This window comes from Pseudohoeflea suaedae, assembly GCF_004354915.1.
GTDB lineage: Bacteria > Pseudomonadota > Alphaproteobacteria > Rhizobiales > Rhizobiaceae > Pseudohoeflea > Pseudohoeflea suaedae.
Window position 1 is genome coordinate 116,469 of the sequence record NZ_SMSI01000001.1, and the last position, 12,158, is coordinate 128,626.

Here is a 12,158-nt window from a genome sequence, read left to right on the forward strand (position 1 = left end):
CGCTTCGCCTTCGGGCGCGGACGGCCAGCCTCAACAGGCGACAGAGTTCAGCTGCGCATCCCGGGTTTTGCCGATTTCGTCAAAAGCCCGGGACTGCTCTAGAGGAAACTCTGGGGATCGATATCCACCTGCACCTGCACCGATCCGCGCATTTTCGGCCCGGCCGCCAGCATGGCGCGGAGATAGGACTGAAGATCGGCGGACTTGTCGCCGTGCACCAGCAGACGGAAACGGTAGCGTCCGCGAATGAGCGCCAGCGGCGCTTCCGCCGGACCGAGGATCGAGATCGCGGTTCCCGTCGGCGCGGCATTTCTCAATCCGCGCGCATGCTGTTCGGCCTCCGGCCGCGTCGCCGCCGACACGATGACCGCGGCAAGGCGCCCGAAGGGCGGCAGGATCGCCCGCCGCCGCTCATCGGCCTCACGTTCGTAGAACGCCTCCGGATCGCCCGAAACGATGGCCTGCATCACCGGATGTGCCGGCTGGTAGGTCTGGATCAGGCCATGACTTTTCAGGCCGGTGCGGCCCGCGCGGCCCGTCACCTGGCTCAGAAGCTGGTAGGTCCGTTCCGCTGCACGGGGATCGCCATTGGCAAGCCCCAGATCGGCATCGACCACACCCACCAGCGTCATCTTCGGGAAGTTATGTCCCTTGGCCACGAGCTGGGTGCCGATGATGATGTCGGCCTCGCCCTTGGCAATGGCCTCGAGCTCGATCCTCAGCCGCTTCGTCCCGCCCGCCATGTCCGATGACAGGACGATGGTCCGCGCCTCGGGGAAATGACTGTCGACTTCCTCGGCGATCCGTTCGATCCCCGGGCCGCAGGCGACCAGGTGATCGAGCGTTCCGCATTCGGGACAGGCCTGCGGCACCGGCTCGCCGTGGCCGCAATGATGGCACTGGAGCTGGTTGCGGAAGCGGTGCTCGACGAGCCAACTCGAACAGTCGGGGCACTGGAACCGGTGCCCGCAGACCCGGCATAGCGTCAGCGGCGCATAACCGCGGCGATTGAGAAACAGCAGCGACTGCTCCTCGCGCCCGAGCGTCTTGCCGATGGCGTCAAGCAGGACAGGGGAGAGGAACCCGCCGCGTTTTGGCGGATGGGTGCGCATGTCGACAAGCCTGAGATCCGGCAATGCGGCCTCGGCGAAACGGGCGTGGAGCTTCAGGTGCTCATAGCGTCCCGACTGGGCATTCACCCGGCTCTCGATGGACGGCGTGGCAGACGCCAGCACGATCGGGACCTGGGCGATATGGGCGCGCACCACCGCCATGTCGCGCGCATTGTAGAAGGTCCGGTCTTCCTGCTTGTAGGCGGGGTCGTGCTCCTCGTCGACGATGATGAGGCCGAGATCCTTGAACGGCAGGAACAGCGCCGAACGCGCGCCCGCCACCACCTTGACCTCGCCGGTGATGACCTGCCGCCAGACCTTCTCGCGCATCCGCGGCGCCATCTCGGAATGCCATTCCGCCGGCTTGGAGCCGAACCGGCCGTGGAAGCGGTCGAGAAACGCAGAAGTGAGCGCGATTTCGGGAAGCAGGATCAGCACCTGCCGGCCCTGGCGCACGGCTTCCGCCACCGCCTCGAAATAGACTTCGGTCTTGCCCGAACCGGTCACGCCATCGAGCAGCGTCGGCTTGAAGCCGCCGGCCTCGACGTCCTCGCGGAGGAGAGCGCCCGCCGCGGCCTGATCGCGCGAGAGCTCGGCCCGGGCATAGTCGGGGTCCGGAGGAGCCACCACCGGAGGCGGCGGCATCTGCACCGGCTCGAAAACTCCTTGCGTCACCAGCCCGTCGACCACGCTCGCCGAAACGCCGGCGGCGTGCGCCAGACCGGATTTCGTCCAGGCAAAACCGTCGGAAGCCTGCTCGATCACCCGTTCGCGCGCCGTGGTCAGGCGCTCGGGCCGCATGTCCGTCAGCCGCAACGCCTGGACCGGCGGCTCGGGCTCGAAGGCGGCCGGCGCACGCAGCGCCATGCGGGCAACGTAACCCGGCGGCGACAGGGTGTAGCGCGACACCCAGTCGATAAAGCTGCGCATCGATTTGTCGAGTGGCGGACAGTCGAACACCAGTTCGATGGGCCGGAGCTTCTTCGGGTCGACGATGTCGGCCTCGCCGTCCCAGACGACACCCGCAACCTTTCGGGGACCGAGGGGGATCTGGACAATCTGGCCGGGCGCGACATGTTGACCTTGCGGCACGGCGTAACTGAAGGCGCGGTCGAGCGGCGTCGGCACCAGGACAGGCACGGAAACCTCTCCACCCGGCAGATCGAGCAATTGTTGCGAATCTTTTCCCATATACCGTGACCTTGCCCGCGCTTTGGTCTAAAGGAAAGCCGCAAAGAGATACCGACCCGGGCTTGGCCCGGCATCCGCACCCAGGGAGTCAAACATGAAATTCTTTGTCGACACAGCCGACGTGAAAGACATTCGCGAACTCTCGGAACTGGGGCTGATCGACGGCGTGACCACCAACCCCTCGCTCATCCTCAAATCCGGCCGCGACATCACCGAAGTCACCAAGGAAATCTGCGACATCGTCGATGGACCGGTTTCCGCCGAAGTGGCTGCGACGGAATATGACGAGATGATCCGTGAGGGCAAGGTGCTTGCCAAGATCGCAGACAATATCTGCATCAAGCTGCCGCTGACGCTGGACGGCCTGCGCGCCTGCCGCACGCTTTCCGGCGAAGGCCATGCGGTCAACGTCACGCTCTGCTTCTCGGCCAACCAGGCCCTTCTCGCCGCCAAGGCCGGCGCGACCTTCATTTCGCCCTTCATCGGTCGTCTCGACGACATGGCGATCGACGGCATGGACCTGATCCGCGAAATCCGCGTGATCTACGACAATTACGGTTTCGAGACCGAAATTCTCGCGGCCTCGATCCGCACCGTCAACCACGTCAAGGAAGCCGCCCTCATCGGCGCCGACGTCGCGACCGTGCCGCCGGCGACCATCCGTTCGCTGGTCAAGCATCCGCTGACCGACAAGGGCCTCGAAGCCTTCCTCGCCGACTGGAAGAAGACCGGCCAGAAGATCGGCTGACACCTCCGGCAGTCAGACAAGCAATACGCCCGCCCTCGAAAGAAGGCGGGCGTTTTTGTTTGTCCGGAACTCAGGTGACGGCTATTCCGCAGCCTGCTTTGCGGCCTCTTCGGCCACGGCCACGGGCTCGAAACGGACATCGCTGTCGGCGGCAAGCGCGTGAACCGTATGATCCTCGAGCGCCTTGGTCACCTCGTTGGGATCACCGTCGAGGTCGTCGGGCGAGATCGGATGACCGATGGTGAAGGAGAAGGTCTGCCGCTTCTTGTTGAGAAGCTCGTGGAAGATCGTCATGTCCCTCAGTTCGGTCGAGTGCTTGGCCAGCCAGTAGAAGAGGCCGGAATTGCGCGACACCACGTGAACGGGCACGACCGTGAGATTATGCTTGCGCGCCAGGCTGACCGCCGAAATCTTCCAGGGGCGCTCGGTGAGCTTGCCCTCGTGCCAGTAGGCGATGCGGCCTGATGGAAACAGAACGGTCGCCTTGCCTTCCTGCACTGCGCGATTGGTCAGAACCAGCGTCTCGCGCGCCTTGCCGCGGGTCTTGTGCTCCTGCCGCCACTCCACTGGAATGATCATCTCGGAAAACCGCGGATTGACCCGGATCGCATCGCGGTTGGCGAAGAACATCATGTCCGGGCGGATCGACTTGAGAAGATCGAAGACCGCGACCCCGTCGGCGATTCCCGTCGGGTGATTCGGCACCATCAGGAAGCCGCCCTCGCGTGGAATGCGATCGGCGTGACGCACCTGGATTTCGAGATCGAGAAGGTCGGAAAGGCAGGCGAAGGCATCGAAGCCGGACTTGCCGGCCAGCTCGTCGGCCAGCTCGATAGCCTGACGGTACTTGAAGAGCGAATAGAGGAAGGGACGGAGAACGGGCCATGCCGGATTGCGCACCAGCCGTTCGCCGCGCTCGGTGATCAGCTGGTCGATGATATGACCGGGACACCCGAAGGAGACCTGGGCAATCGCTTCGGTAAAGGTCGGTCGCCGACTCGTCATGAAAGCTCCCTTGGGGCTCGACGCTCTATTACAGCGGATTGTGAAACTAGCATGACGTCAATGAGTTCCGCCCGCCGTTTACCGCCCGATAAGCTGTAAATGCGAAGCTTGCAGGTATCTGTCAATGGGTGCGGGCCACTGCCCGTCCGCGAAGGTCTGCCGATGAATGCGCCGCTCATCTTTGCCGCTTCCGATGTGCTCGCCGAAAAACAGCGGTGGTTGGCGCAATTGGCGCATGAACGCCGCCTCTCCGTCAAGACCGTCGAGGCCTATGAACGCGACCTGCGCCAGTTCCTCACATTTCTGACGACCCATGTCGGCGGACCGGCGAAACTCGATGATCTCGCCGATCTCAAGCCGCTCGACATGCGCGCCTTCCTTGCCGAACGCCGCCGCGAGGGCGCCGGCGCACGCACGCTGGGCCGCGGTCTCGCCGGCATCCGCTCGTTTCTCAGACATCTCGAAAAGCGCGGCCTCGCCAATGCGGCGGGTGTGTTTGCCATGCGCGCACCGAAGCAGCCGAAATCGCTGCCCAAGCCGCTGTCCGCCGATGCCGCGCTCCGGGTGATCGACGCCCGGGAGCAAATGGCGTCCGAACCGTGGATCGCCGCCCGCGATGCGGCCGTGCTCACGCTTCTTTACGGTTGCGGCCTGCGCATTTCCGAAGCGCTTGGCCTCACAACAGCCGATTTTCCGGATGGCGCGCAGTCGCTGCGTATCACCGGCAAGGGCGGCAAGACCCGGCTCGTGCCGCTCCTCCCGCAGGCTCTGCAAGCCGTCCATGAATATCTCGACCTCTCGCCGTTCAAGCCCGGCAGCCATGAGCCTCTTTTCCGCGGCGCGCGCGGCGGACCGCTGCAGCCCGCGATCGTGCAGAAGCAGATGCGGCTGTTGCGCGGCGCTCTCGGTCTCCCCGATTCGGCGACCCCGCATGCCTTGAGGCACTCCTTCGCCACCCACCTTCTGGCCGGAGGCGGGGATCTGCGCACCATTCAGGAACTCCTCGGCCATGCGAGCCTCTCGACCACGCAGGTCTATACCGGGGTCGACAGCGCAAGACTTCTGGAGATCTACGACCGCGCCCATCCGCGCGCCTGAGCCGCTGCGCCCGGAGCGGAGTAACCATTCGCTAACCATCCCGCGTGTTGACTGTGCGTCCTTAACGCTTTCCTCTCGAAATCCGGTCATAGGATGCGAGGATGAACCAATGGGGATCATGCGCATGAGACTGTCTGTGAACGACCACCGCCCGATGTATTTCACATTCCGGCTGCGCGACGTCGTGACCGCTTTTGCGCTCGCATTTCCCTATCTGCTGCTCTTTGCGCTCATCAGCGCGATGCTCTTTGCTCCCCGTGTCGCAAACGCGGCGCCGGTCGCCTGCGAGGGCAAGAGCCTCGTCCAGTCATTGAAGACCGAATCGCCCGAACGTTATGCCGAAGCGATTGCCGAAGGCGAAGCCATACCCAATGGGCATGGCAAGCTCTGGCGGATCGAAAAGGCGGGCACTGACCCGTCTTTTCTTTTTGGCACCATGCATGTGACCGACCCACGCGTGACGAAAATGTCCGCGCCCGCGGAAAAGGCCTTCGACGGGTCGAGAACGGTCGTCATCGAGACGATCGACATCCTCGACCCGCAAAAGGCGCAGCTCGCTCTTCTCGGCAAGCCGGAACTGACCATGTTCACCGACGGTTCGTCGCTCGATACGCTTCTCGACGAGAACGAACTGGAACTGGTGAAATCGGAGCTCGATCGCCGCGGCATTCCCTTGCCGCTGGTGGCGCGGATGAAGCCGTGGATGATTGCCGGCATGATCGCCCTGCCCGACTGCGAAACCCTCAACAAGCAGGCCGGCCTCGCCTTTCTCGACCAGAAGATCGCCGAAAGGGCCAAGGCCGAAGGCAAGGATCTCAAGGGTCTGGAATCGATCGGCGAGCAACTGGAAGCCATGAACAGCCTGCCGATGGAGTTCCATGTCCAGGGTCTGGTGGAAACCATCAAGCTCGGCGACCTGATGCCCGACATCATGGCGACGATGACCGATCTCTACCTCCAGGGCGATATCGCCATGATCATGCCGGTCATCACCGCCGCCTCGCCGGAAGATCTCGACGAGGAGGCAGAAGGCTATGCCCAGTTCGAGGATCGCATCATCCGCATGCGCAATCATGTCATGGCGGAGCGCGCCGCCCCCATCCTCGAAGACGGCGCTGCCTTCATCGCCGTTGGCGCGCTGCACCTGCCCGGCAAAGAAGGTGTCGTCGCCCTTCTCCGGAAGGACGGCTACGAGGTTACCCTCGTCGAGTGAGGGTCAGACCCCGCTCGTCATCCGTTTCAGCGAATCCGTCCTGAAGTAGAAGCGCTGCGCCAGCGCGCCGGCGATGTGGACGGCGATCAGCGCCCAGAGGATCACCTTGAACACCTCCGCATGCAGCTCTCCCGCCGTGTCGACGTCGAAATAGTAGCGCGCGATGCCGCTCAGCGGCATGATGAAGAACATCAGATACAACAGGGCGTGGGTGACCTTCGCCGCAAGCCGCGCAATGGCCGGTTCCTCCGCCTGTTCGGGCGGAACACCCTGCACCTTGCGCAGGATCAGCCGCAGTACCGCCAAGGCCAGGATCGATATCCCGACATAGGCGTGAATATTGGCGCTGAACGCATCGCTAGCCGCCAGTTCGCCGCCGCGCTTTGAAATGCGGTTCCACTGTTCGATCCCGTCGGTGAACAGCAGGTTGAAGAAGATCAGCAGCGCCATGGCCCAGTGGAGGACGCGCTGCAAGATGGAGTAGGACATGGTCGGCGATTTCGTCATATTCAGACACCTCGAAAGCCGGCGGGTACCGAATTGGTAGACCTGCCGAACGGGGCCGACAACGGGAAATCCTGCACATTACGTAGATTTAACCCGCCGGACCGCCACAGCTCACACCGAAATGTGAATTGCGCATCTCCTTCGTTCTTGTAGCTTTTGCCGTGCAACCAGCGAAAGGAGATCTCGATGAAGACCGTCCTCGTATCGCTTGCCGCTCTCGGTCTCGCAACCGCGCCCGCATTCGCCATGTGCGGTCACGACCGGATGGCCCAGTCGGAAGCACCCGTCGAAGTCGCTCGGACCATGACGGTGCCCGACAGTCTCGACATGGAAGCCACCGCCAGTATTCCGGAAAATGAAGCGACCGGGGCGACCTCCAGACCGGTTTCCGACTAACCTACACCGGGGCCACAGCCTCTCCGGCCCCGAAACGAAAACCGCGCCCCGAACGGTCTTGCCGGGACGCGGTTTTTTCTTGCCCGTCGACGCAAAAGTCGTGCGCCGGCTTGCCGATCACATGTGGATCGGCTTGGCGAAGGTCGCGAGGGCTGCCTCGCGCACGGCTTCGCTCATGGTCGGGTGAGCGTGGCAGGTGCGACCCAGATCTTCCGACGAACCGCCGAATTCCATCAGCACGGCCACTTCGTGGATCATCTCGCCGGCACCGACGCCGACGATGTGGCAGCCCAGGACACGGTCGGTCTCGGCATCGGCCAGGAACTTCACGAAGCCGTCGGTTGCGAGCATGGCGCGCGCCCGGCCATTGGCGGAGAACGGGAACTTGCCGACCTTGTATTTCACGCCGGCTTCCTTGAGCTCTTCCTCGGTCTTGCCGACGGAGGCCACTTCCGGGCTCGTATAGACCACGCTCGGAATGACGTCGTAGTTCACGTGTCCCGCCTGGCCGGCGAGAATTTCGGCAAGTGCCACGCCTTCGTCCTCGGCCTTGTGAGCGAGCATCGGCCCGGCGATCACGTCGCCGATGGCGTAAACGCCGGAGACATTGGTCTGGTAGTGATGGTCGGTGCGCACCCGGCCGCGCTCGTCGAGGACCACGCCGGCTTCTTCGAGGCCCAGGCCCGCAGTATAGGGCTTGCGACCGGTCGAGATCAGCACGATGTCGGCATCGATGGTTTCGGCGTCACCGCCCTTCACCGGCTCGAACGTGACCTTCGCACCCTTCTTGCCGTTCTTTTCGACACCGGTGACCTTGGCGCCGAGCTTGAAGTCCATGCCCTGCTTGGCGAGCATGCGCTGGAACTGCTTGGAGACCTCGCCATCCATGCCGCCCAGGATCTTGTCGAGATATTCGACGACGGTCACCTTGGCGCCGAGACGCGCCCAGACCGAACCCAGTTCGAGGCCGATCACGCCGCCACCGACGACCACCATCTTTTCCGGCACCTTGTCGAGTGCGATCGCACCGGTCGAGGAGACGATCGTCTTCTCGTCGATATCGACATCGACGCCCGGAATGCCCGCGACATCGGATCCGGTGGCGATGATGATGTTCTTGCCTTCGACGGTCGAGGTCTTGCCGTCGGCATCGGTCACTTCCACCTTGCCCTGACCGACCAGCTTGCCGGTACCGATGATCCCGTCGATCTTGTTCTTCTTGAAGAGGAAGGCCACGCCGTCGACGTTCGACTTCACGGTCGCGTCCTTGTGCGCCATCATCGCCTTGAGGTCGAGTTCCGGCTTGCCGACCTTCACACCGAGATCGGGCAGGTTGTGGGCAGCCTGCTCGAACATTTCGGACGCATGCAGCAGCGCCTTGGACGGAATGCAGCCGATATTCAGGCATGTGCCGCCATAGGTGGCGCGCTTTTCGATCACCGCCACTTTCAGACCGAGCTGAGCAGCCTTGACCGCACACACATATCCACCCGGTCCCGATCCGATAACGACGACATCATAAGCCATTGTCTTTTCCCTTTCGCTCGCCGAACGCAGAAGTCTCTTCCGCGCCCTTCATCGATCTTGTTTCGGGGATGCGCGACCCGCATCCCGCAATTTCTATCGCCCGCCGGATACCTCGAGAAAGGTTCCGGTCACGTAACTTGCCCGATCCGACAGCAGATAGATCACGCCGTCGGCGATCTCCTCCGGCTCCCCGATCCGTTTCATCGGCACCGCGCCACGCACGCGCTCCGGCCGGTCAGGCTGGCCGCCGCTCGCATGGATATCGGTATATGTGGTGCCGGGGCGCACCGAATTCACCCGTATGCCGTCCTCGGCGACTTCCAGCGCAAGGCCGCGCGTGAAGGTATCGACCGCGGCCTTCGAGGCGGCGTAATCGACATATTCGTCGGCGCTGCCGAGCCGGGCTGCTACCGAGGAAATATTGACGATCGCCCCACCCCTGCCGCCGAAGCGGGTCGACATGCGCCGCACCGCCTCGCGCGAGCACAGGATCAGCCCCGTCACGTTGACCCGCATGGTGCGCTCGATACGGGCGGCATCGAAATCCTCGACACGGGCCTTGTCACCCAGCACACCCGCATTGTTGACGAGCCCGTCGATCCGGCCCCAGCGATCGTCGATCGCCTTGTAAATCGACAGGATGTCCTCTTCCGAGCCGAGATCGCCCTTCACCGCAAAGGCTTCGCCACCCTTCGCCTCGATGTCTGCCACGACCTTTGCGGCGGCGGCGTCATTGGAGACGTAGTTCACCGCCACCCGCCAGCCGTCATCGGCGGCCTTGCGGCAGATCGCGGCGCCGATGCCGCGCGAACCGCCGGTCACCAGAAGTGTGCGTGCACCGCTCATTCCTGACAACCCGACAGCTTGAAGATTTCCGCCGGCGGCTCTTTCGGACCCGCATCCCCGAATTGCGGATTTTCCCACAGCGCCGGCAACAGGTTCGGCAGGAATATCTGCGCTGCGGCGGCCTCGCCAGGATGAGGAAGCAGCCCGACGCTGTCCGCGTCGATGGAATAGACCGTGCCCTGATAGACCAGGCAGGCGGCAAGCTCGTCGCCCGTCACATCGCCTTCCGGACAGTTGAGGGGGATCATGGCCTCGGTTCGGTCATGCACTTCGTCATGGCTCAGATAGGCCGTGACCGGCTCGACACCGTCATAGAGAAGGCGCATCTCCGACAACATGCCGGCGCCGCCGCCGGCAAATTCGAGTGCCCCGCTGCCGTCGGCACCCTCATAGACCGCGAGTTCCTGCGGACAGGCCGCGACGGCCGGCGTCCCGGCGAGGGCAAAGGCGAGACCGGCCGCAAGAACGATATGCCCACCGTTCGCCATCTCAGCTCGCCCTTTCCGTGGCCAGCTTCAGGCCGAAACCGATGAAGACGACGCCGCTTGCGCCGTTGATCCAGGTGCTGGCCTTCTCAAAAGCCCGGCGCATGCGGGGTGCGGTGAGAAACACCGAAACCATCGTGAACCAGGCGATCAGGCAGCTTGCCATCACCAGGCCGTAGCCGAACTTGATCAAGGCAGGGGTCTCGTGGCTGACGACGGCCGAGAAGATCGACAGGAAGAAGATGACGGGCTTCGGATTGAGCGCATTGGCGAGAAAGCCGAGCGAGAATGCCCTGAGACCCGACTGCGCCTTGCGCGGCTTGGTCTCCAGCTGTTCCTCGTCGATCCTCACAGGGCCGGCGCGCAGCGACTGGATTCCGAGATAGACGAGATAGGCCGCCCCTGCCCACTTGATCACGTTGAAGAGGAAGATCGACTGGGAAATGATCAGGCCGAGACCGAGGATCGTATAGGTGACGTGGAACATCAGCGAGGTACCGACGCCGAAGCTCGTCAGGATCGCCGCCTTGCGCCCGTGCACGATCGCCTGACGCATCACCATGGCCGTATCGGCACCGGGGACGACGATGGCGAAGGAGAACACCGCCATCAGGGAGGCCAGTTCGATCAGGTAGGTATCCATCGTCCGGGTCTCCGAAGATCTAGCTGTCGGAAGAGGTTGGCTTCAAATGGCCCGGGCCGGCTGCGAACAACCGGCCCGGTTCCCTTTGATCTTACAGGTCGAGAACCAGACGTTCCGGGTCCTCGAGGCTTTCCTTGACGCGCACGAGGAAGGTCACGGCTTCCTTGCCGTCGACGATCCGGTGGTCATAGGAGAGCGCGAGATACATCATCGGACGGATGACCACCTGGCCGCCGATGGCGACAGGACGCTCCTGGATCTTGTGCATACCGAGGATACCCGACTGCGGCGCGTTCAGGATCGGCGAGGACATCAGCGAACCGTAGACACCGCCGTTGGAGATGGTGAAGGTACCGCCCTGCATGTCTTCCATGGTCAATTCGCCGTCGCGGGCCGCGCGGCCGAGACGGCCGATTTCCTTTTCGACTTCGGCGATCGACATCTGGTCGGCATCGCGCACGACCGGAACCACGAGACCCTTTTCGGTACCGACGGCCACGCCGACGTGGCAGAAGTTCTTGTAGATGATCTCGTTGCCGTCGATCTCGGCATTGACCGCGGGCAGTTCCTTGAGAGCGTGAGTCACGGCCTTGGTGAAGAAGCCCATGAAGCCGAGCTTGACGCCGTGCTTCTTCTCGAAGATGTCCTTGTACTTCTTGCGCAGGTCCATCACCGCCTGCATGTCCACCTCGTTATAGGTGGTCAGCATCGCGGCAGTGTTCTGCGCGTCCTTGAGGCGGCGCGCGATGGTCTGGCGCAGGCGGCTCATCTTCACGCGCTCTTCGCGGGCGGCATCGTCGGGCTTGGATTCAGGACGCGGCGCGGACTTCGCGGCCGGAGCCGGAGAGGCGGACGAACCGCCCTTGTTGATGGCGTCGAGCACGTCGCCCTTGAGCACCTGGCCGCGCTTGCCGGAGCCCGACACGTTCTCGGCCTTGATGCCCTTTTCTTCCATCATCTTGGACGCCGACGGCGCCGGCGGCATGTCGGTGCCTTCCGACTTGGCGGGAGCGTCCTTCTTTTCCTCGGCAGGCTTGGCTTCGGCCTTTTCCGTCGGCTTGTCGCCACCCTTGCCCTCGTCCTTGGCGGGGGCAGCACCCGCGCCGTCGGAGATCATGCCCAGAAGACCGTTGAGTTCGACCGTGTCGCCCTCTTCGGCGGAAATCTCGCTCAGCGTGCCGGCAACCGGCGACGGCACTTCGATGGAAACCTTGTCGGTTTCCAGTTCGACGATCGCCTCGTCGACGGCGACGGTGTCGCCGACCTTTTTCAGCCAGGTTCCGATCGTCGCCTCGGTGACCGATTCTCCCAGAGTGGGAACGCGGATTTCAGTAGCCATGGGTGTTTCCGTTTCTCTCGTTCTGACCTGTTGTTGTTCCGCCTCGGG

General features: G+C 63.3%; 12 protein-coding genes. 4 read left to right on the top strand and 8 right to left on the bottom strand.

Features of this window, described 5'->3' with window-relative positions; all coding sequences use genetic code 11:
- Positions 1 to 98: 98 nt before the first annotated feature.
- Positions 99 to 2,303: a primosomal protein N' gene (locus E2A64_RS00545; protein ID WP_133282507.1), complete on the bottom strand. Its 2,205-nt coding sequence runs from the start codon at positions 2,301 to 2,303 to the stop codon at positions 99 to 101.
- Between the two features lie 94 nt (positions 2,304 to 2,397).
- Between E2A64_RS00545 and fsa the strand changes: the two genes are divergently transcribed.
- Positions 2,398 to 3,051: a fructose-6-phosphate aldolase gene (gene fsa / locus E2A64_RS00550; RefSeq protein WP_133282508.1), complete on the top strand. Its 654-nt coding sequence runs from the start codon at positions 2,398 to 2,400 to the stop codon at positions 3,049 to 3,051.
- An 81-nt stretch (positions 3,052 to 3,132) separates the two neighbouring features.
- Here the strand turns inward: fsa and E2A64_RS00555 are convergent, their stop codons facing one another.
- A complete protein-coding gene (locus tag E2A64_RS00555) occupies positions 3,133 to 4,056 on the bottom strand; it encodes a GNAT family N-acetyltransferase (RefSeq protein WP_133282509.1) in 924 nt (307 codons plus the stop codon).
- 162 nt (positions 4,057 to 4,218) lie between these two features.
- Here E2A64_RS00555 and E2A64_RS00560 point away from each other — a divergent pair, with 162 nt between their 5' ends.
- Together E2A64_RS00560 and E2A64_RS00565 are read left to right on the top strand one after the other, a co-directional pair.
- Positions 4,219 to 5,154 carry a tyrosine recombinase XerC gene (locus E2A64_RS00560; protein ID WP_133282510.1) on the top strand — a complete coding sequence of 312 codons (936 nt, stop codon included), beginning with the start codon at positions 4,219 to 4,221 and terminating at the stop codon, positions 5,152 to 5,154.
- Between the two features lie 124 nt (positions 5,155 to 5,278).
- Positions 5,279 to 6,367 carry a TraB/GumN family protein gene (locus tag E2A64_RS00565; RefSeq protein ID WP_244598101.1) on the top strand — a complete coding sequence of 363 codons (1,089 nt, stop codon included), beginning with the start codon at positions 5,279 to 5,281 and terminating at the stop codon, positions 6,365 to 6,367.
- Between the two features lie 3 nt (positions 6,368 to 6,370).
- Here the strand turns inward: E2A64_RS00565 and E2A64_RS00570 are convergent, their stop codons facing one another.
- The gene (locus tag E2A64_RS00570; protein WP_133282511.1) at positions 6,371 to 6,874 is read right to left on the bottom strand and encodes a cytochrome b; all 504 of its coding nucleotides are present in this window, start codon (positions 6,872 to 6,874) and stop codon (positions 6,371 to 6,373) included.
- A gap of 186 nt (positions 6,875 to 7,060) precedes the next feature.
- Between E2A64_RS00570 and E2A64_RS00575 the strand changes: the two genes are divergently transcribed.
- Complete coding sequence (locus E2A64_RS00575; protein ID WP_133282512.1) at positions 7,061 to 7,270, top strand: hypothetical protein; 210 nt, start codon at positions 7,061 to 7,063, stop codon at positions 7,268 to 7,270.
- Between the two features lie 117 nt (positions 7,271 to 7,387).
- Here the strand turns inward: E2A64_RS00575 and lpdA are convergent, their stop codons facing one another.
- From lpdA to odhB, 5 genes are all read right to left on the bottom strand, one after another.
- A complete protein-coding gene (lpdA, locus tag E2A64_RS00580; RefSeq protein ID WP_280177532.1) occupies positions 7,388 to 8,827 on the bottom strand; it encodes a dihydrolipoyl dehydrogenase in 1,440 nt (479 codons plus the stop codon).
- Positions 8,828 to 8,890: 63 nt separating this feature from the next.
- Positions 8,891 to 9,643, bottom strand: a complete 753-nt coding sequence (locus tag E2A64_RS00585) for an SDR family oxidoreductase (protein WP_133282514.1) — start codon at positions 9,641 to 9,643, stop codon at positions 8,891 to 8,893.
- On the bottom strand, positions 9,640 to 10,131 hold the full coding sequence (locus tag E2A64_RS00590) for a hypothetical protein (protein WP_133282515.1): 492 nt from the start codon (positions 10,129 to 10,131) through the stop codon (positions 9,640 to 9,642). The genes E2A64_RS00585 and E2A64_RS00590 overlap by 4 nt, the downstream gene beginning before the upstream one ends.
- A gap of 1 nt (position 10,132) precedes the next feature.
- Positions 10,133 to 10,771, bottom strand: a complete 639-nt coding sequence (locus E2A64_RS00595) for a LysE family translocator (RefSeq protein ID WP_133282516.1) — start codon at positions 10,769 to 10,771, stop codon at positions 10,133 to 10,135.
- 91 nt (positions 10,772 to 10,862) lie between these two features.
- Positions 10,863 to 12,110 (bottom strand): 2-oxoglutarate dehydrogenase complex dihydrolipoyllysine-residue succinyltransferase, encoded by a 1,248-nt coding sequence (odhB, locus tag E2A64_RS00600; RefSeq protein WP_133282517.1) that lies wholly within the window; start codon positions 12,108 to 12,110, stop codon positions 10,863 to 10,865.
- Between the last annotated feature and the right edge of the window lie 48 nt (positions 12,111 to 12,158).